General features: G+C 67.4%; 16 protein-coding genes and 1 pseudogene. 2 read left to right on the plus strand and 15 right to left on the minus strand.

Going from position 1 to position 19,323, the window contains the following annotated elements; genetic code table 11:
* Positions 1-183: 183 nt before the first annotated feature.
* Positions 184-291, minus strand: a pseudogene (locus AB0B45_RS11670) (peptide-methionine (S)-S-oxide reductase); the annotation flags it as partial.
* A 76-nt stretch (positions 292-367) separates the two neighbouring features.
* Positions 368-1,225 (minus strand): hypothetical protein, encoded by an 858-nt coding sequence (locus tag AB0B45_RS11675; RefSeq protein ID WP_358128638.1) that lies wholly within the window; start codon positions 1,223-1,225, stop codon positions 368-370.
* Between the two features lie 1,658 nt (positions 1,226-2,883).
* On the opposite strand from AB0B45_RS11675, the gene AB0B45_RS11680 reads away from it, so the two are divergent.
* Positions 2,884-3,489, plus strand: a complete 606-nt coding sequence (locus tag AB0B45_RS11680) for an SMI1/KNR4 family protein (protein ID WP_358128640.1) — start codon at positions 2,884-2,886, stop codon at positions 3,487-3,489.
* A 175-nt stretch (positions 3,490-3,664) separates the two neighbouring features.
* On the opposite strand, the gene AB0B45_RS11685 is transcribed toward AB0B45_RS11680, so the two are convergent.
* Together AB0B45_RS11685 and msrA are read right to left on the minus strand one after the other, a co-directional pair.
* Complete coding sequence (locus AB0B45_RS11685) at positions 3,665-3,985, minus strand: hypothetical protein (RefSeq protein ID WP_358128644.1); 321 nt, start codon at positions 3,983-3,985, stop codon at positions 3,665-3,667.
* Positions 3,982-4,635: a peptide-methionine (S)-S-oxide reductase MsrA gene (gene msrA, locus AB0B45_RS11690; protein ID WP_358128647.1), complete on the minus strand. Its 654-nt coding sequence runs from the start codon at positions 4,633-4,635 to the stop codon at positions 3,982-3,984. Before msrA ends, AB0B45_RS11685 begins: the two co-directional genes overlap by 4 nt.
* A 114-nt stretch (positions 4,636-4,749) precedes the next feature.
* Here msrA and rarD point away from each other — a divergent pair, with 114 nt between their 5' ends.
* On the plus strand, positions 4,750-5,691 hold the full coding sequence (gene rarD / locus AB0B45_RS11695) for an EamA family transporter RarD (protein WP_358128649.1): 942 nt from the start codon (positions 4,750-4,752) through the stop codon (positions 5,689-5,691).
* Positions 5,692-6,100: 409 nt separating this feature from the next.
* Here the strand turns inward: rarD and AB0B45_RS11700 are convergent, their stop codons facing one another.
* From AB0B45_RS11700 to nuoE, 11 genes are all read right to left on the minus strand, one after another.
* Positions 6,101-7,090, minus strand: a complete 990-nt coding sequence (locus tag AB0B45_RS11700; protein WP_358128651.1) for a polyprenyl synthetase family protein — start codon at positions 7,088-7,090, stop codon at positions 6,101-6,103.
* Between the two features lie 9 nt (positions 7,091-7,099).
* The gene (gene nuoN, locus AB0B45_RS11705) at positions 7,100-8,602 is read right to left on the minus strand and encodes an NADH-quinone oxidoreductase subunit NuoN (protein ID WP_358129417.1); all 1,503 of its coding nucleotides are present in this window, start codon (positions 8,600-8,602) and stop codon (positions 7,100-7,102) included.
* A gap of 44 nt (positions 8,603-8,646) precedes the next feature.
* Positions 8,647-10,164, minus strand: coding sequence for an NADH-quinone oxidoreductase subunit M (locus tag AB0B45_RS11710; RefSeq protein ID WP_358128653.1), 1,518 nt, complete (start codon positions 10,162-10,164; stop codon positions 8,647-8,649).
* Complete coding sequence (gene nuoL / locus AB0B45_RS11715; RefSeq protein ID WP_358129420.1) at positions 10,164-11,990, minus strand: NADH-quinone oxidoreductase subunit L; 1,827 nt, start codon at positions 11,988-11,990, stop codon at positions 10,164-10,166. Before nuoL ends, AB0B45_RS11710 begins: the two co-directional genes overlap by 1 nt.
* A gap of 66 nt (positions 11,991-12,056) precedes the next feature.
* On the minus strand, positions 12,057-12,353 hold the full coding sequence (gene nuoK / locus AB0B45_RS11720; protein ID WP_358128655.1) for an NADH-quinone oxidoreductase subunit NuoK: 297 nt from the start codon (positions 12,351-12,353) through the stop codon (positions 12,057-12,059).
* Complete coding sequence (locus AB0B45_RS11725; RefSeq protein WP_358128656.1) at positions 12,350-13,162, minus strand: NADH-quinone oxidoreductase subunit J; 813 nt, start codon at positions 13,160-13,162, stop codon at positions 12,350-12,352. The genes nuoK and AB0B45_RS11725 overlap by 4 nt, the downstream gene beginning before the upstream one ends.
* A complete protein-coding gene (gene nuoI / locus AB0B45_RS11730) occupies positions 13,155-13,670 on the minus strand; it encodes an NADH-quinone oxidoreductase subunit NuoI (protein WP_358128658.1) in 516 nt (171 codons plus the stop codon). The genes AB0B45_RS11725 and nuoI overlap by 8 nt, the downstream gene beginning before the upstream one ends.
* A complete protein-coding gene (gene nuoH / locus AB0B45_RS11735) occupies positions 13,657-15,003 on the minus strand; it encodes an NADH-quinone oxidoreductase subunit NuoH (RefSeq protein WP_358128660.1) in 1,347 nt (448 codons plus the stop codon). The genes nuoI and nuoH overlap by 14 nt, the downstream gene beginning before the upstream one ends.
* A complete protein-coding gene (locus AB0B45_RS11740) occupies positions 15,000-17,372 on the minus strand; it encodes an NADH-quinone oxidoreductase subunit G (protein WP_358128662.1) in 2,373 nt (790 codons plus the stop codon). The genes nuoH and AB0B45_RS11740 overlap by 4 nt, the downstream gene beginning before the upstream one ends.
* Positions 17,369-18,658, minus strand: coding sequence for an NADH-quinone oxidoreductase subunit NuoF (gene nuoF / locus AB0B45_RS11745; RefSeq protein ID WP_358128665.1), 1,290 nt, complete (start codon positions 18,656-18,658; stop codon positions 17,369-17,371). The genes AB0B45_RS11740 and nuoF overlap by 4 nt, the downstream gene beginning before the upstream one ends.
* On the minus strand, positions 18,655-19,311 hold the full coding sequence (nuoE, locus tag AB0B45_RS11750) for an NADH-quinone oxidoreductase subunit NuoE (RefSeq protein WP_358128668.1): 657 nt from the start codon (positions 19,309-19,311) through the stop codon (positions 18,655-18,657). The genes nuoF and nuoE overlap by 4 nt, the downstream gene beginning before the upstream one ends.
* Between the last annotated feature and the right edge of the window lie 12 nt (positions 19,312-19,323).

Below are 19,323 nucleotides of genomic sequence, written 5' to 3' on the forward strand. Positions count from 1 at the left end.
GCCCACTCCCGCCAGCTCCGAGCCGCGTCAGACCCCAACAGCTCGGAAGGGTTCTCGCATGTTGGACGCCTGGATATCCAAGAGCTCACTGCCGCTCCCAACACCTGACAACAGCGCCGGCCCCGTCTCAAGCAAGGTTCTCGCGCTCTCTTCCTGCTTCATCCAGCGTGGATCAGGTACTGATCAGGCATCGCCAGACGTGAGCCCGACCGGGCAAGAGACTCCAGTCCCGCCGATCCCGCAATACCCTCCGGGGTTCTTTAAGAGATACTGCTGGTGGTAGACCTTCGCCAGGCGCGATCGGGAGCTCCCCCATGGCTCAGCGTTGAGGATCGAAGACGTCCCGTCGGCTACCGTTCAGCCGGAACTACTCGGAGCCCTGCCCGAACTCCGCTTGGACCTGAAGGACGATCTGCTCTTCGCTGGGCAGGTAGGCGGCATAAAAGGCTTTGCCGCACTCGAGGTCGTCAAGGGCTACCTTGATCTCCCGGTCCAGGTAGCGCCGCGCCTCGGAGGCCGAGAGGTCGGTCGGCATGTACCACGGCCCCTTGACAGGGTCGAAGGCTGGGACGTCATCACCGCCCTCCCGGCGCGCGATCTCGTGCATCTCCTTCGCGAACTTCTTCTGCCCCCATGCCACCATGGCCGTCGGGTTGGTGGAGGACACTTGGTACCCCTTACCCGTCATGCAGTCGGCCATGGCCGAGGCAAGCCCGGCGAGATTCGAGTCGCCGTCGAGCACGCGCTTGGTGCGCTGATCTATGAGGTCGCTGGCCTGGTCGAGCCAGTCTCTTTGTGACTTCACGTTCTTGCCGGTGACCTGGTTGATCGCCAGGGCCTCACAGGCTTCCGACGCGTTGTCATAGGCCTTCTGCTGGGTGAGCGACAGGTCCTGCTTGAACGCATCGTTGGGGTTCGCGGGCGGTTCGCCGGACTCGCGACCCCGCGTCTCCCGGCGGTTGACCAACATGTAGGAGACGTTGAAGCCGTACTTCGAGCGATCAGCCCTCATGGCCGCGTAGTCGCCGGCTGCGGCATTGTCCTGCTCCCTGTTCAGCTCCGTCGCGACAGGCACGAACGCGACATATCGGAAGCCTTTCCCTTTCATGCAGTTCGCTTTGAGCGCCTGGATCTTGTGCCTGCTGTCCCGCTTGGGGGTTGGCGAGGCCGACTGCTGCGCGGTGGTTCCGGTGCCGCATCCGGTCAGCACTACGAGGGCGGCCAAGACCAGCAATGATCTTTTTGGCATGCCGAGGACCATACTACGCGTAACGAAGTATGGTCAACGAGATCAGATTCTTCTTCGGCCCCAGCAACGTCGCCATTCACGACGTCGCGGTTGCCGTGGAGCTGGGCGACGCCGACGAAGCCATCCGCCGTGGCTCCTCACTCACTCTGGCCGCGAGCGTCCCCGCCGAACGAGCCAGCCATCACTACATCGACCTGTCCCGCGCTTGGCTGTGGGCAGGCAAGCGCGACAAGGCCCTGAGCTGCGTCCTGACCGCCGAGACGATCGCACCCCAGCGAACCCCGCTACCACCCGATGGCCCGCGAGACAGTGGGCCGCCTCCTCACCGTCCAACGGCGCATCCCCGAGAACCTGCGCGGTGTAGCCATACGCATGGGCCTGGGCCGGGCCCGGAGTATCACAAGGTCGTGAAACTTGTGACCTTCAGGGGCATGCACGCTTCGATTCATGGACGCCACAAGCCCCCAGGCGCGAGGACCGTTCAGGACAAACGAAGGCACTTCGCAGCCATCAACGTACGCGGTTGATGCCGCCGAACGCCTCCTGATACCCCATGACATCGCGGCCGACGTTCACGACGGCCACGAACTGGCCTTGGTGTCGGTGTGGGTCGGCCTGGTGGTCTGGTGCGACGGCGACCGCTTCTGGTGGCGCAGTGGCTGGGACGCTCGGCGCAGCAGGGCTGTCTACGCCTGGCACCCACAATGGAAGCCGACCGGGCCGCCGCTCGGATTGCCCGCCGCTACGCCCAACTGCAAACGGAGACTGTCACCGCAGCCACGCACGGATCAACGAGGGCGGCCGAAGGCTCGCGGTGAACCCGGATCAACCAGGAGTAGGCGACCGAGTCAAGATCGTGGATCTGCTCCGCAGCCACGCCCGCACCAGGGCATACGCCAGTTGGCTACTCGGACGATGCGGCACGGTCGTAGCCATCTTGCAGTACGGCAAGGTCGCGCAGGTCGAACTCGACGGCCAAGCGTCCGAATTACCCGGCGGTGTCCGCCGCTGGCCCCTGGACTGGGCTGACCTCCTCGTAGAACCCGTGATGCCTACACCAGCCGAACCCACCACGAGCTACGGCACGGGCGTATGTGTGGCGGGAAACCAAAGGCTCAGACATGCGGTGCGACCGAAACAGGCAAGAGGACTATGCCCCGAACCGGTACGTCCATTGATGATCAGCAACTGGCAGGTCCCGTTCGCGCCCAACCTGGCTCACACCTGCGAGAAGTGCATTCACCTGGCGGCAATCACCAGCTGACCTTCCGCTTTTCGGGCGGAGCAATCACCCTGATCGTCTTGCCCAACATGAGGTCAGACGGTCGTGCACGGCTGCCGCCGTATGCTCATGGAAGCCGATGTTGTCGTCAACAGCACCACCCTGCCCGTTGGCAAGACCCGACGAAGGAGGGTCGCGGCAGCGATCGCCCCAGCCCGCACGGACAGCACCGAAGTGGCGATCGTCATGGCCTCAGCAGGACTCTCACGGAGGACACCCGCGTTAGGAGAGCGACGCTCCTGTGGTCCGGTGTGCTGGGTGACCTGCGGGATGCCAAGCATCGATAGATGCCGTACCTTGATCATCTCGCGCATGTCCCACACCTGGTTATCGGGAGGGACGGCCCAAGCTTGTGCTGCACGTGCAGCAGCCACTCGAAACGGGATATCTTCTCGCGATGAGTGCCCAGTACGCATGGTCTGAACGCTTCCCTGCAAGCCATCCGGTGACCGAGGGTTCTGATCACCCGGCGGTCAGTCCACTCGGCGATCTGTATCCCCCGGCTACCGAAGCAGAGATCCGCGAGCTTGAAGAGCGGCTGGGCGTGGAGCTGCCGCCGAGTTACCGGCAGTTTCTCCTGTTCGCCAACGGGTGGGGCAGCGACGATGACTGCTGCCTGCTGCGTGTCGAAGAAGTCGGCTGGCTCCGTGATGTCGATCCCTCGATCGCCGAGAGCTGGTCAGAACCCAAGCAGGAGAACTCATGGAGCGTGCCCGACGAGCTCTACTTCGTCTACGGACTGGAGCAGGACTCCATTCATTACAGAGGGGAGTATGTGCCCGACACCCTTCTGGCCGGGTATTGGGATGATGGAGTGGCTCTCCTCAATCCCCACGTCCGCACCGCTGAAGGTGAGTGGGAAGCCTGGTATCTCGCGCCATGGAAACCCGGCGCTGAGCGTTACAGGTCCTTCTGGGACCTCGCAATGGATGAGCTGCGAATGCGATACGCGCGTTGATGTCCCTTTCGTCGTTGAGTTTCGCCGTCTCGGTCCTTCGTGGCGGTGGTGATGCGCGTGGGCGGCGCTGGCCGCGACCGGCCGGAGAGCCGCAGCGCGGCCAGTGACCGCCCTGACGCGCGCCGACCGCCGCAGGCGGGCGGCCCTGACCCAGTAGAGAAAATCGTCGCCGATGTTACTGTCCGTGACGGTCAGCCAGCGTAACCCGGCCGAGGATCTGGTCCGTGATCCTGACGGACCGGGCCACATAGGCGCGGGCCTCGCAGCCACGAACGCGCTTCGACACCCAGCGCAGATCACGGGCGCACGAGCTCAGGATGCGCCGCTGCTCAGCATCGATCGCACCCCGCTGGGAACCAACGTACGAGGTCACGATGCCTGCCATATAGGAGTCGGCCAGCACGAAGTCCGGGAAGACCTCTGCCATGCTCGGGTACGGCTGGCCGACGTGCTGCGCCCACAGCACCGAGACCTCGTCGAAGACCGCCTTGTTCACTCACCAGCAGGCGCGACGCCTACCGGGCAGGCGACCCCGGTCCCTCCTATCCCGCAGTAGCCGTCTTTGTTGCGGTGAAGGTACTGCTGGTGGTAGTCCTCGGCGTAGTGGAACTCGCCTGCCTGAGCGATCTCCGTGGTGATCTCGCCGTACCCCGCCGAAGCCAGCACCTGCTGGTAAGCGTCACGGGACGCCAGTGCCGCCTTCTCCTGCTCGGGCGAGTGGAAGTACACCGCCGAGCGGTACTGCGAGCCCACGTCGTTGCCCTGGCGCAAGCCCTGGGTCGGGTCGTGCGCCTCCCAGAACACCTTGAGCAGTTCCGTGTACGACACCTTGGAGGGGTCGAACACCACCCTCACGACCTCGGCGTGTCCTGTGAGCCCGGAACACACTTCCTCGTACGTGGGGTTCGGGGTGTAGCCGCCCTGGTAGCCCACCGCGGTGGACACCACGCCCGGAGTCTGCCAGAACTTCCGCTCGGCGCCCCAGAAGCACCCGAGCCCGAAGTCCGCGATCTCGCCCTCGGCTCCGACGAGCGGTGCGTCGAGCACCGCGTGGCGCGCGGGTACCGGCATCGGCGTCGAACGCCCAGGTAGGGCGTCCGAGGGGTTCACCATCGATGTCTTGTGCGAGCCGAACAGCCAGCCCATGATCCACCTCCTCCTTCATCAACCCTACGTCCCACAACACTTAAGAACCCCTACATCATCCCAGATAGCAATACGCATTTGTATTTAATGAAGTAAGGGGCGAAAATTGGTTACATGCCTGACCAACGTCGTGGAGTCCTCTATGGTGTCGCCGCCTACGCGCTCTGGGGACTCTTCCCGCTCTACTGGCCACTGCTCAAGCCCTCAGGGGCGATCGAGATTCTCGCGCACCGCATGGCGTGGTCGCTGGTGGCCGTGGTGGCGATCCTCGCCGTACGCAGGCACTGGTCGTGGTTCAGGCAGCTTCAGCCCAAGCAGTTCGGGCTGCTGGCGCTGGCGGCGCTGCTCATCACCGTCAACTGGGGCACCTACATCTACGGCGTCAACTCAGGCCACGTGGTGGAGTCGGCGCTCGGCTACTTCATCAACCCGCTGGTGAGCGTCCTGTTCGGGGTGATCCTGCTGAAGGAGCGCCTGCGGACGCTGCAGTGGGTGGCGGTCGGGTTCGGCACGCTGGCCGTACTGGTGCTGACCATCGACTACGGCCGCCTGCCGTGGATCGCGCTCACGCTGGCGATGAGCTTCGGCATCTACGGCCTGGTGAAGAAGAAGGCGAACGTCGGGGCGGCGGAGAGCCTCACGATCGAGACGCTGGTGCTGCTGGCGCCCGCGCTGGTCTACCTCGTGTATTTGGAGCAGTCCGGCGGCTCGACGTTCGGCCACCACGGGCCGTGGCACGCGCTGCTGCTGGCGGGCGGCGGCGTGGTGACGGCGGTGCCGCTGCTGTTCTTCACGGCCAGCGCGATCAGGGTGCCGCTGACCACGATCGGGCTGCTGCAGTACATCGCCCCGATCCTGCAGTTCCTGGTGGGCGTGCTGATCGCGAAGGAGACGATGCCGCCCAGCCGGTGGGCGGGGTTCGCGATCGTGTGGCTGGCGCTGGCGGTGTTCACCTACGACAGCCTGCGGGCGGCGCACCGGGCCCGCCGCGCCGAACCGCAACCCGTCTCATCCGGTACGGCAAGCCACCCTGGCGCCTCCGCCGGTCACCGCTGACCGTCCGGCGAAGGCGCGCCGCCCAGCAGGACTCCGGTCCCCGCCGCCACGGCGCCCCCACGATCCATCACGCCCCAACTCGCGACACAGGGCGGCGGCGAAGATCTCTCGAGGCGAAACCGCCGCCGAGAACGTGTGAGGTTCCGCAGGGTGATGGCGGCTGCCTGGCGGGAGGCGCCACTGACCGTGAAGGCCCGTCGAGGGCACCACCGACCAGGACCCCGGGGTCCCGCAACGCCCGCCGACCGACCGTGAAGGCCCGGAGGTCACCGACGAGGACGTCGGAGGTCCATCATGGGACGGGATGGCGACGGTCCCCGGAAGGCCCCACCGACGAGGGCGTCAGGACTCCCGGGCGGCGACACCGGCCAAGCGGGCGGGTCACCACGGCGAGCCGCGTGCGCGGGCGTCAGCCCGAGCGCTCCACCACGTAGTCGCACAAGGCCAGGAACGCCGCCCGCGCCGGAATGTCAGGCAGCGCGCCCAGGTCGGCCCGAGCCCTGTTCACCCAGGCGTCCAGTTCCTGCCGGGCCCGCGCCATCCCCTGGTCGGCCCGCAGCAGTTCCAGCGTCTCAGCCACGTCCTCCTCGGCCACCGGCCCTGCCAGCAGCTCCCGAAGCCGCGCGGACGGCGACGACTCCAGCGCGTAGAGGACGGGCAGTGTCCTGATCCCCTCGCGCAGGTCGGTGCCGGGCGTCTTGCCCGACTCGGCGGACTCCGACGCCACGTCCAGGAGGTCGTCGCCGAGCTGCCACGCCACCCCGATGGCCTCGCACGCGCTGGACAGTCGTTCGACGACGTCGGCGGGCGCGCCGGCCAGCAGGCCGCCGAAGCGTCCGGACGTGGCGATGAGGGAGCCGGTCTTGTCGGCGAGCACCCTGATGTAGTGGTGGATCGGGTCGACGCCCGCGGAGGGGCCGATCGTCTCGCGGATCTGCCCGCGCACCAGGCGGGAGAACGTCTGCGCCTGGATCTTGATGGCCTCGGCGCCGAGGTCGGCGAGGATCTCCGACGCCTGGGCGAACAGGTAGTCGCCGGTGAGGATCGCCACGGTGTTGTCCCACCGGGCGTTGGCCGAGGGGGATCCCCTGCGTACGGGGGCCTCGTCCATGACGTCGTCGTGGTAGAGCGTGGCGAGGTGGGTGAGTTCGATCACCACCGCGGCGGGCACGACGCCCGGCGCGGAGGGATCGCCGAACTGCGCGGCCAGCAGCACCATCATCGTGCGGAAGCGCTTGCCGCCCGCCTCGATGAGATGCTTGGACGCCTCCGTGACGAAGGCGTCCTCGCTCTCGACCGAGGTGCGCAGCAGCTTCTCGACGGACGCGAGACCGCTGGCCAGGTCTTGCGCCAACCGCTCATCGTCGATGGGCAGATCAACAACCGGTGGCGCAGACATATATACCCCTTAGCGGATGAACAAGGCAGAGGCAGCCTTGTCGGCGAGATCCAGGACAGGCTGCGGGAAAACCCCCAGCACTACCGTAACCGCTGCCGCAAGAGTGATAACAGCCGCGGTGGCCGCAGAGGGCACCGCGATGGTGGGACCGTCGGCTGCGGGCTCGCTGAAGAACATCAGCACGATCACGCGAACGTAGAAGAACGCGGCGATCGCGGAGGTGACCACACCGACGATGACCAGCGGCGTCGCGCCGTTGGCCACGGCGGCGACGAAGACCGCGTACTTGCCGAAGAACCCGCTGGTGAGCGGGATGCCGGCGAAGGCCAGCAGGAAGAAGGCGAAGACGCCCGCCAGCACGGGCGACCGCTTGCCGAGGCCGGCCCAGCGAGACAGGTGGTTAGCCTCGCCGCCCGCGTCGCGCACCATCGTGACGACGGCGAACGCGCCGACCGTGGAGATGCCGTAGACGAGCAGGTAGAACATGATCGCCGACAGCGTGCTGGAGTTGCCCTCCGCCTGCCTGCTGGTCGCGATCACGCCGATGAGCAGGAAGCCCGCGTGCGCGATCGAGGAGTAGGCCAGCATGCGCTTGATGTCCGTCTGGGTGATCGCGAGGACCGCGCCGACGACCATCGTGAGGATGGCGACGCCCCACATGACCGGACGCCAGTCCCAGTCGAGGTTGCCCAATGCCACCCAGAAGACCCTCAGAACCGCGCCGAAGGCCGCGACGAGCGTGCCCGAGGCCATGAGCGCGGTGATGGGGGTCGGAGCGCCCTGGTAGACGTCAGGCTTCCACGCCTGGAAGGGCGCGGCGCCGATCTTGAACATCAGGCCGACGCCGAGCAGCGCGAGACCGATGAGGAGCATCGTGTCCAGGCCGCCCACCGAGCCGAGCGCCGCGCTGATCTTGGCCAGGTCGACCGAGCCGGCGAAGCCGTAGATGAAGGCCATGCCGTACAGGAAGAAGGCCGAGGAGAACGCGCCCAGCAGGAAGTACTTCATCGACGCCTCCTGCGACAGCAGGCGGCGACGGCGGGCCAGCCCGCACAGCAGGTACAGCGGCAGCGACATGACCTCGAGGCCGACGAACATCACCAGCAGGTCGTTCGCGGAGGCGAACAGCAGCATGCCGCCGACCGCGAACAGGATCAGCGGGTAGATCTCGGTGTGCGCGCCACCGGTGATCTCTGCCTCCTCCTCGGCCGCGCTGCCGGGTACGGCGGCGGCGGAGGCGACGAAGTTGTCGTCGTCGAGGACCATCAGCGTGCTGGCGAAGGCCAAAACGAGGATGACGCCCCAGAAGAACAGGGAGGGACCGTCGACGGCGACGGCGCCCATCGCCGCGGCCGAGGACGGCACCCCGCTGATCACCTGGAAGATGACGAGCACGAACGCGCCCGCCATGCTGAGCAGCGTCAGCGGCACTTGGATCGACTTGCGCAGGTAGCGAGGCGCGAACGCCTCCACCAGCACGCCGATGATCGCCGCGCCGAAGATGACGAGCATCGGCGCCAGCAGGCCGTACTCGATCGTCGGCGCTTGGATGGTGTTCACTGTCCGGCCCCCTTCTCGGCAATCGCCGGGGTGAACTTCTCCACCTGGACGGAGACCAGGGTGTGGTCCACGGCCGGGTTGATCACGTCAAGCAGCGGCTTGGGGTAGAAGCCGAGCCCGATGATCAGGGCGATCAGCGGGGCGACCACCCACAGCTCGCGGCCGTTGAGGTCCTTGAACTCCTTGACCGGCTCGGCCGTCGGGCCGGCCGCGACCCGCTGGTACATCCACAGGATGTAGATGGCCGCCAGGATCACGCCCGTCGCCGCGATGATCGCAGGGACCATGTAGCGCTCGTAGGTGCCGATCAGCACCATGAACTCGCTGACGAACGACGACAGCCCGGGCAGCGACAGACCGGACAGGCCCGCGATGAGGAACACCCCGGCCAGCTTCGGCGTCACCTTCTGCACGCCTCCGTAGTCCTCGATGTACGGCGAGCCGCGCCGCGCGATGAGGAACCCGGCGATCAGGAACAGCGCGCCGGTCGAGAAGCCGTGGTTGACCATGTAGAGCGTGGCGCCGGCGCCCGCGTCGTTCGTCATCGCGAACACGCCGAGGGCGATGAAGCCGAAGTGCGAGATCGAGGTGTAGGCGATCAGGCGCTTCATGTCGGTCTGGCCGATGGCCACGATCGCGCCGTAGATGATGCCGACCACCGACAGCACGATCACCAGCGGGGTGAAGAACTTCGACGCGTCGGGGAACAGCTCCAGACAGAAGCGGAGCATGCCGTACGTGCCGACCTTGTCCAGCACACCCACCAGGAGCACGGCCGCGCCCGCGGGGGCCTGCGCCGCCGCGTCGGGCAGCCAGGTGTGGAACGGCCACAGCGGCGCCTTCACGGCGAAGGCGAAGAAGAAGCCGGCGAACAGCCACTTCTGCGTGGTCGGGTCCTGGATGGCGCCGATCAGCTCGGGGAACAGGAAGGTGTTCTTCCCCGCGATGACGTAGAGGCCGATGACCGCGACCAGCATGAGCAGGCCGCCGAACAGCGAGTAGAGCAGGAACTTGACGGCCGCGTAGGACCGCTGCGCTCCGCCGTACGACCCGATCATGAAGTACATCGGGATCAGCATGGCTTCGAAGAAGACGTAGAACAGGAAGATGTCGGTCGCCGCGAAGACGCCGATCATCATGGCCTCGAGCACCAGCAGGAGCGCGAAGTACGTCTTCACCGAGTACTTGGCGTGCGGAGCGTCGGCGTCGTACCAGGAGGCCAGCACCACGATCGGCACCAGCACCGCCGACAGCGCGATCAGCACCAGCGCGATGCCGTCGACGCCGACGCCGTAGTGGACGCCGAAGCGCGGGATCCAGTCGTAGGTCTCGACGAACTGGAAGCGCGGCCCCTTCGGGCTGAACTGCACGGCCATCGCGATGGTGAGCGCCAGCACGACGACCGAGACGCCCAGCGCGAGCTGCTTGGCCAGCTTGCCGTTGCCCTTCGGCGTGAGGGCCACCAGGACGGCGCCCACCACGGGCACCGCCATCAGGATCGTAAGCCAGGGCATCACAGGTTCCCTACAAGGAGCAGAGCGCCGGCCAGGAGTGCGGCGCCGAAGAGGATGGACAGCGCGTACGTCCGCGCGAAGCCCGTCTGGAGCCGGCGCAGCCGTCCCGACGTGCCGCCGACGGCCGCCGCCAGCCCGTTGACCAGGCCGTCGATACCGCGGTTGTCGAAGAACACCGCGATGCGGGTGAGCCACTGTCCTGGACGCATGAGCAGTGTCTCGTTGAGTGCGTCGCCGTACAGGTCACGCCTGGCGAACGTGGTGAGGAATGAGCCGCGAGGCGCGGTCTCGGGGACCTCGGCCCTGCCGTACCTGACCCAGGCGAACGCGGCGCCCACGGCCACCAGTGCCAGCGTCGCCAGGCCGGGAACGCTGGCGAAGTGGAACACCGGCAACTCCTCGGGCAGGCCGACGGCCGGAGCGAGGAACTTCATGAGCCGGTTGTCCAGGATCAGGTAGCCGCCGAGGAAGATCGAACCGATCGACAGGATGATCAGCGGGACCGTCATGACGGAGGGCGACTCGTGCGGGTGCGCCTCAGAGTCCCAGCGACGCTTGCCGAAGAAGGTCATGAAGACCATCCGCGACATGTAGAAGCCGGTGATGCCGGCGCCGATGACGGCGAGCCAGCCGAGGATCTGGTTGTGCTCCATCGCGGTCTCGATGATGCCGTCCTTGGTGAAGTAGCCGGACAGCAGCGGGAAACCGATGATCGCCAGGTAGCCGATCATGAAGGTCACCGCGGTCACCTTCATGACGGAGAACAGGCCGCCGTACTTCCTCATGTCGACCTCGTCGTTCATGCCGTGCATGACCGATCCGGCGCCGAGGAACATGTTGGCCTTGAAGAAGCCGTGCGTGATCAGGTGGCCGATCGCGAACGCGTACCCGGCGGGGCCGAGGCCCGCGCCCAGCATCATGTAGCCGATCTGCGACATCGTCGAACCGGCCAGGCCCTTCTTGATGTCGTCCTTCGCGCAACCGATGATGGCACCGGCCAGCAGCGTGGCCACGCCGACGATGGTGACGACCAGCTGCGCGGTGGGCGCGGCCTCGAAGATGAATCCGGAGCGGACCACCAGGTAGACACCGGCGGTGACCATGGTCGCGGCGTGGATGAGGGCCGAGACCGGGGTCGGGCCCTCCATCGCGTCCAGGAGCCAGGACTGCAGCGGCAGCTGGGCGGACTTACCGCAGGCGCCGAGCAGGAGCAGCAGGCCGACGGCGGTGAGCGTGCCCTGCGAGGCCTCGCCGACCTTGGCCGAGATGTCGCCGAAGGCGAGGGAGCCGAACGTCGTCCACATCGTGAAGATCGCGATCAGCAGGCCGAAGTCGCCGACGCGGTTGACGATGAAGGCCTTCTTGGCCGCGACCGCCGCCGACGGCTTGAACTGCCAGAAGCCGATCAGCAGGTAGGAGGCGAGACCGACGCCCTCCCAGCCGATGAACAGGCCGACGTAGTTGGCCGACAGCACCAGGAGCAGCATGGCCGCGACGAACAGGTTCAGGTAGGCGAAGAACCTGCGCCGGTCGGGGTCGTGCGCCATGTAGCCGATCGAGTAGATGTGGATCAGCGAACCCACACCGGTGATAAGCAGGCAGAAGCTGATCGACAGCGGGTCGATCAGCAGGCTCATGTCCGCCATGCCGGGAATGAAGTCGTACAGGTGAATGCTGTAACGACCACCATTGAGCTGGAGGAAGGCAAGCACCGCGACGACGAACGAACCCACCGGCATCAGGACGCCCAGGTAGTGCCCCCAGGCGTCGGTACGGCGGCCGCCGAGCAACAGGATCGCCGCGCCCAAGAGGGGCAGTGCGATCATCAGCCATGAGGCCCCGATCACTCCACCGGAGTGCGGGATGATCTCAGCCGGTTCCACTGTCACCTCTTAGTACTTCAGCAGGTTGGCATCGTCAACGGATGCCGACCTGCGGGTTCGGAAGATCGTCACGATGATCGCCAGACCGATCACGACTTCCGCGGCGGCCACGACCATCACGAAGAAGGCGATGATCTGGCCGTCGAGGTTGCCGTGCATGCGGGCGAAGGTGACGAACGCGAGGTTGCAGGCGTTGAGCATGAGCTCGACGCACATGAAGACCACGATCGCGTTGCGCCTGATCAGCACGCCGAGCGCGCCGATCGAGAAGAGCAGTGCGGAGAGGACCAGGTACTCGGTGGTCACTTGGTCACCTCGCCCATGTGCTCGGATTCCTTCGACGAAGCCTCGGTCACGGGTTTCTCCTCGACCGCGTGCTTGATGGCCTCGGCGAGCTTGGGGTCGTCGGGCAGGTGACCCTGCTCGACGTCGTAGCGCGCGAGGTGCCGGTTGACCGACAGCTCGGAGACCGAGCCGTCGGGCAGCAGCGCGGGCATGTCGATGGCGTTGTTCCTGGCGTAGGTGCCGGGCGCGGGCAGCGGCGAGGGGTCGCCCTCGGCGAACCTGGCGCGGGCCAGGTCCTTCTGCGAGGCCCTCGGCTCGGCCTTCTCGCGGTGCGCCAGCACCATCGCGCCGAGCGCGGCGGTGATCAGCAGCGCCGAGGTGACCTCGAAGGCGAAGACGTAGCGGGTGAACACCAGCCTGGCCAGCGCCTGCACGTTGCCGCCGGCCTGCTCGGTGGCGGCGGCCATGCCCGCGGGCTCGGGGACGAACAGCGCGTTCCCGATCGCGAGGATCACCAGGACGGCGAAGCCGATGCCGGCCAGGCCGGCCCAGAAGCGCTGTCCCTTGAGCGTCTCGACCAGCGAGTCCGCCGAGTCGACGCCCACCAGCATGAGCACGAACAGGAAGAGCATCATGATCGCGCCGGTGTAGACGATGACCTGCACCGCGGCGAGGAAGGGTGCCTCCTGCACGGCGTAGAGCACCGCGAGGCTGAGCATGACGCCGCCCAGGAGGAGCGCCGAGTAGACCGCCTTACGGCTGAAGATCATTCCGAGTGCCGCGCCGACGGATACGACGGCGAGCACCCAGAACGTGATGGTCTCACCCATTCTCGCGCCCCAAGCGGTAGTAGTCCTCTTCGGTCTCGCCGAGCCGCATGGGGTGCGGAGGCTGCTCCATGCCCTGGGTGAGCGGCGCGAGCAGCATCTCCTTGGTGAAGATGAGGCTCTCGCGGCTGGAGTCGGCGAGCTCGTACTCGTTGGTCATCGTCAGCGCCCTGGTCGGGCACGCCTCGATGCACAGGCCGCACAGGATGCACCGCAGATAGTTGATCTGGTAGGTGCGTCCGTAGCGCTCGCCGGGTGAGTAGCGCTCGTCCTCGGTGTTGTCGCCGCCCTCGACGAAGATCGCGTCGGCGGGACACGCCCATGCGCACAGCTCGCAGCCGACGCACTTCTCCAGCCCGTCGGGCCAGCGGTTCAGCTGGTGACGACCGTGGAAGCGAGGAGCCGTCGGCTTCTTCTCCTCCGGGTAGTTCGTCGTGACCGGCTTCTTGAACATCGTGTGAAAGGTCACGCCGAACCCCTTCACGGGGTTCAGCCAATCAGTTGCTCCCACTGGGAACCTCCTTGCGCTCCACCCCGTGGTAGTGCGGCAGGTCAAGCGGCGGCACAGGGAAGCCGCCGGCCGTCGGCTCGCTGGCGAGCTGCTCGAACTCGGCCGCGACCCTGGCCTTCTCCGCGTCCTTGCGACGCTGGTTCACGGTGTCGAAGCGCCACCAGATGGCGAAGGCTCCGACGATCACGATCGCCCCGATGACGTACACGAACGTCTTGTCGACGCCGTCGGTCCTGAGCAGCTTGACGGTGGCCACGAGCATGATCCACGCCAGGTTGAGCGGGATCAGCACCTTCCAGCCCAGCGCCATCAGCTGGTCGTAGCGCACGCGGGGCAGCGAGGCGCGGACCCAGACGACGAACGAGAAGACCAGGATGAACTTGATCAGGAACCACAGGAACGGCCAGTAGCCGGTGTTCGCGTCGTCCCACAGCGAGATCGGCCACGGAGCCCGCCAGCCGCCGAGGAACAGCGTGATCGCCATCGCCGAGGCGGTGAAGGTGTGCAGGTACTCGCCCATCATGATCAGGGCGAACTTCAGCGACGAGGAGTACTCGGTCTGGAAGCCGCCCACCAGCTCGCCCTCGCCCTCGGGCAGGTCGAACGGGATGCGCGCGGCCTCGCCGAAGGCGCAGACCACGTAGATCAGGAACGACGGCAGCAGCAGGATCACGTACCACGACGGCATCGGGATGCCCAGCCCGCCGAGCTGCAGCGTGCCGCCCGACGCCTGGGAGTGGACGATCTCCGAGGTGGACAGCGTGCCCGCGAACAGGAACACCGCCACGAACGACAGACCCATCGCGATCTCGTAGGAGACCACCTGGGCCGCCGACCGCAGACCACCGAGCAGCGCGTACGGCGAGCGGGACGACCAGCCCGCCAGCACCACGCCGTAGACCGACACCGCGCCCATCGCCAGCATGAACAGCACCGCGACCGGCAGGTCGACCAGCTGCAGCGGCGTCTTCACGCCGAACATGTTCACGATCGGCCCGAACGGGGTGATGGAGAAGGCCAGGAAGGCGGGGACCACCATGATGACCGGGGCCAGCAGGTAGAGCACCTTGTCCACGGTGTTGGGGAAGAGGTCTTCCTTCAGGCCCATCTTGATGCCGTCGGCGACCGACTGCAGCAGACCGAACTTGCCGGCCCTGTTGGGGCCGTAGCGGTTCTGCATGCGGGAGATCAGCTTGCGCTCGTACCAGACGCCGAACAGGATGCCCAGCATCAGGAAGGCGAAGACGCCGACCGCCTTGATGATGGTGATCCAGAGCGGATCCTTGCCGAAGTCGGCGAGGGTCGGATCCGTCGCGAGGACTGTCAAGCTCATGAGGCGCTCCCGATCCTGACGATGTCGCCGGCCAGCACGCGCAGGTCGCGCGTGACCGCGCTGCCGGCGGAGTTCGTCGGCAGCCAGACCACCCGGTCGGGCAGGTCCGCGACGCGCACCGGCAGTGACACCGTCTCACCGATTACGATCTTGCCGCCGTCGACCACGCCGATCTCGGCCGCGGTGCTCTCCGACACCAGCGCCTCGACCGGGCGGGCGGTGCCCGCGAGGTACGGCTCGCCGTCCTGCAGGCGGCCGGCGTCGAGCAGCTGGTGCCACGTGGCCAGCACGGCCTCGCCCGCCTGCGGCGCAGGCTGGGCCGCGGCGGCGGCGTTCGGCGCGCCGACGCGGGTGCCGCGCCACGCGCCGAGGCCGCTGAGCTCCTTGCGGGCGGCGGCCGCGTCGGGCAGGCCGAGGTGCACGTCCATGTGGTCGGCGATGGCGGACAGCACGCCCAGGTCGCTCATGATGCCGGGGACCCGCAGCGCGCGCTCGAACGAGCGGCCGCGGCCCTCCCAGTTCACGAACGTGCCGGCCTTCTCCGCGACGGCGGCGACCGGCAGGACCACGTCGGCCCTGTCGGTGACGGCGCTGGCGCGGATCTCGAGGCTGACGATGAACGGCGTGTTCTCCAGGGCGGCGAGCGCCGCCTCGGAGTCGGCCAGGTCGTGCGGGTCGACGCCCGCGACGAGCAGCGCGTCGATCTCCTCGTTCAGCGCGGCGGCCAGGATCGCGTCGGTGCCGCGGCCAGGCGTGGCCGGGATGGAACCGACGTTCCACGCCCTGGCGACCTCGGCCCTGGCGCTCTCGTCCTCGACCGGGCGGCCGATCGGCAGCAGGTTGGGAAGCGCGCCCGCCTCGATGGCGCCGCGCTCACCGGCCCTGCGCGGGATCCACGCCAGCTTGGCGCCGGAGGCGGCGCTGAGCCGTACCAGAGCCGACAGCGCGCCGGGGACGGCGGCCAGCCGCTCGCCCGCCAGGATGATCGTGCCCTCGGCCACGGAGCCGAGCTCGTTGAGAGCGTCGGCCTCGCGGCCCGGCAGCGTCCTGATGAGCGCGCCGCCCATCTTGGCCAGGCCCTCGGTGGCGAACGGCGCGATCGAGGTGACCTTCAGGCCCTTCTTACGCCACGCCTTGCGCAGGCGCAGGAAGACGATCGGCGACTCCTCGTCGGGCTCGAATCCGACCAGGAGGACGGCCGGGGCCTGCTCCAGGTCGGTGTAGGAGATCTCGATGCCCTTGCCTGCGACCGCGTGCGCGAGGAACTGCGCCTCCTCGGCGCTGTGCGGCCTGGCGCGGAAGTCGACGTCGTTGGTGCCGAGCGCCACGCGGGCGAACTTGGCGTAGCCGTAGGCGTCCTCGACGGTCGCGCGACCGCCGACCAGGACTCCGGCCTTGCCGCGCGCCTTGGCCAGACCGGCGGCGGCGACGGCGAGGGCCTCGGGCCACGAGGCGGGGACCAGCATGCCGTCCTCGTCGCGGATCAGCGGCGTCCTCAGCCGGTCGGGCTGCGTCGCGTACGTGAACGCGAAGCGGCCCTTGTCGCAGTTCCACTCCTCGTTGACCTGCATGTCCATGCCGGCCAGACGGCGGGTGACCTTGCCGCGGCGGTGGTCGGTGCGCAGCGCGCAGCCGCTGGCGCAGTGCTCGCAGGCGCTCGGGGAGGAGACCAGGTCGAACGGCCTGGCGCGGAAGCGGTAGGCACCGCTGGTCAGCGCGCCGACCGGGCAGATCTGGATGGTGTTGCCGGAGAAGTAGGAGTCGAACGGCTTGCCGTCGGCGACGCCCACCTGCTCCTTGGCCCCGCGCTCGAAGAATTCGATGAGCGGGTCGCCCGCGATCTCGTCGGAGAAGCGGATGCAGCGCTTGCACTGCACGCAGCGCTCCCTGTCCAGCAGGACCTGCGCGGACAGCGGGAGCGGCTTGGGGAAGGTGCGCTTGTGCTCGTGGAAGCGCGACTCGCCCTGCCCGTTGGACATCGCCTGGTTCTGCAGGGGGCACTCGCCGCCCTTGTCGCAGACCGGGCAGTCCAGCGGGTGGTTCATGAGCAGCAGCTCCATCGCGCCGCGCTGCGCCTTCTCGGCGACCGGCGAGGTGAGCTGGGTCTGCACGACCATGCCTTCGGCGACCTCGATCGCGCACGACGGCTGCGGCTTCGGGAAGCCGCGGCCGTTGCCCGCGTCGGGGATGTCGACCAGGCACTGGCGGCAGTTGGCCGCGGGGTCGAGCAGCGGGTGGTCGCAGAACCTGGGGATCTGGATGCCCAGGAGCTCGGCGGCCCTGATGATCAGAGTGCCCTTGGGCACGGTGACCTGGAAGCCGTCAATCGTGAGGGTGACGACTGTGGTCTCTACGGCTGTCGTTGTCACTTGTCACCCCACAGAGTGGACTTCTTGCGGTCGAACGGGCAGCCGCCGACCTCGAAGTGCTTGAGGTACTCGTCGCGGAAGTACTTCACCGACGAGTGGATCGGGCTGGTCGCGCCGTCGCCCAGGGCGCAGAAGGACCGGCCCAGGATGTTGTCGGCGATGTCAGTGATCAGCGAGAGGTCGTCCTCGGTGCCCTGACCGGCCTCCAGGCGCTTGAGCACCTGCTTGAGCCAGTAGGTGCCCTCACGGCACGGCGTGCACTTGCCGCACGACTCGTGGGCGTAGAACTCCGTCCAGCGCAGCACCGTGCGGACCACGCAGGTGGTCTCGTCGAAGATCTGCAGCGCGCGGGTGCCGAGCATCGAGCCCTTGGCGCCGACCGCCTCGAAGTCGAGGGGGACGTCGAGGTGCTCGTCGGTGAAGATCGGCGTGGAGGAGCCGCCGGGCGTCCAGAACTTGATCTGGTGCCCCTCGCGGATGCCGCCCGCCATGTCGAGCAGCTCGCGCAGCGTGATGCCGAGCGGCGCCTCGTACTGGCCCGGACGGGTGACGTGGCCGCTCAGCGAGAAGATGCCGAAGCCCTTGGACTTCTCCGTGCCCATCGAGGCGAACCAGTCGGCGCCGTTCGCGACGATCGAGGGAACACTGGCCACAGACTCCACGTTGTTCACAACAGTGGGCGAAGCGTACAGGCCCGCCACGGCAGGGAACGGAGGCTTGAGACGCGGTTGACCCCTGAAACCCTCCAGCGAGTCGAGCAGAGCCGTCTCCTCGCCGCAGATGTAGGCGCCGGCGCCGCTGTGGACGACCAACTCCAGGTCGTAGCCCGAGCCGAAGATGTCGTTGCCGAGGTAGCCCTTCTCGTACGCCTCGCGCACGGCCGCGTGCAGCCTGCGGATGACGTGCAGCACCTCGCCGCGCACGTAGATGAAGGCGTGGTTGGCGCGGATGGCGTAGGAGGTGATGATGACGCCCTCGACCAGCGAGTGCGGGTTGGCCATCATCAGGGGGATGTCCTTGCAGGTGCCGGGCTCCGACTCGTCGGCGTTGACGACGAGGTAGTGCGGCTTGCCGTCGCCCTGCGGGATGAAGCCCCACTTCATGCCGGTGGGGAAGCCTGCGCCGCCGCGGCCGCGCAGACCGGAGTCCTTGACCGCCTGGATGACGGCGTCGGGGTCCATGCCGAGCGCCTTCTTCGCCGCGTCGTAGGGCCCGTAGCCCTCCAGCGTGAAGGAGTTGGCCTGATCCCAGTTGGCCGTCAGGACCGGGGTGAGAGTCGTGCTCATGCCTCGGGGGCCTTCCATCCGTTGGCCTTGGCGACCTTCAGGCCCTCCAGCGAGGGGCCCGCCGCCGACGGGCCGTCACCGGCCAGGTCGTCGGGCAGCCCTGCGAGCACCCGCGAGGCCTCCTTGAAGGTGCACAGCCGCTTCGGACCGCGCGTGGGCGAGACGCTCTTGCCGTCGCGCAGATCGTCGACGAGCTGCTTGGCCGTCTCGGGCGTCTGGTTGTCGAAGAACTCCCAGTTGACCATCATGACGGGGGCGAAGTCGCAGGCGGCGTTGCACTCGATGCGCTCCAGCGACACCCTGCCGTCGGAGGTCGTCTCGTCGTGGCCGACGCCGACGTGCTCGGACAGCTCGTCCCAGATCTGGTCGCCGCCCATGACGGCGCACAGCGAGTTGATGCACACGCCGACGTGGTAGTCGCCCATCGGCTTGCGCTTGTACATCGAGTAGAACGTCGCCACGCCCACGACCTCGGCCTTGCTCACGCCGAGCATCTCCGCGCAGAACTCCTGGCCCTCGTCGGAGACGTAACCGTCCTCCGACTGCACCAGGTGCAGCAGCGGCAGCAGCGCCGAGCGCGCCTTCGGGTAGCGCCCGATGATCTCCTTGGCGTCCCTCTCAAGACGCTCCCGGACTTCCGGCGAGTAACTCATGCGTCCTCCTTC

This window comes from Nonomuraea sp. NPDC049152, from assembly GCF_040648355.1.
Lineage (GTDB): Bacteria > Actinomycetota > Actinomycetes > Streptosporangiales > Streptosporangiaceae > Nonomuraea.

What these genes read in the sequence shown, in the direction of transcription:
- AB0B45_RS11725 (WP_358128656.1), bottom strand. Translation starts at nt 13,162, where the DNA reads ATGGGTGAGACCATCACGTTCTGGGTGCTCGCCGTCGTATCCGTCGGC.
- nuoF (WP_358128665.1), bottom strand. Translation starts at nt 18,658, where the DNA reads ATGAGCACGACTCTCACCCCGGTCCTGACGGCCAACTGGGATCAGGCC.
- nuoE (WP_358128668.1), bottom strand. Translation starts at nt 19,311, where the DNA reads ATGAGTTACTCGCCGGAAGTCCGGGAGCGTCTTGAGAGGGACGCCAAG.
- nuoL (WP_358129420.1), bottom strand. Translation starts at nt 11,990, where the DNA reads ATGATCGCACTGCCCCTCTTGGGCGCGGCGATCCTGTTGCTCGGCGGC.
- AB0B45_RS11710 (WP_358128653.1), bottom strand. Translation starts at nt 10,164, where the DNA reads ATGCCCTGGCTTACGATCCTGATGGCGGTGCCCGTGGTGGGCGCCGTC.
- nuoN (WP_358129417.1), bottom strand. Translation starts at nt 8,602, where the DNA reads ATGCTCGTCATCTTCGGCGCGGCGATCATCGGCGTGCTGGTGGAGGCG.
- AB0B45_RS11700 (WP_358128651.1), bottom strand. Translation starts at nt 7,090, where the DNA reads ATGTCTGCGCCACCGGTTGTTGATCTGCCCATCGACGATGAGCGGTTG.
- rarD (WP_358128649.1), top strand. Translation starts at nt 4,750, where the DNA reads ATGCCTGACCAACGTCGTGGAGTCCTCTATGGTGTCGCCGCCTACGCG.
- msrA (WP_358128647.1), bottom strand. Translation starts at nt 4,635, where the DNA reads ATGGGCTGGCTGTTCGGCTCGCACAAGACATCGATGGTGAACCCCTCG.
- nuoH (WP_358128660.1), bottom strand. Translation starts at nt 15,003, where the DNA reads ATGAGCTTGACAGTCCTCGCGACGGATCCGACCCTCGCCGACTTCGGC.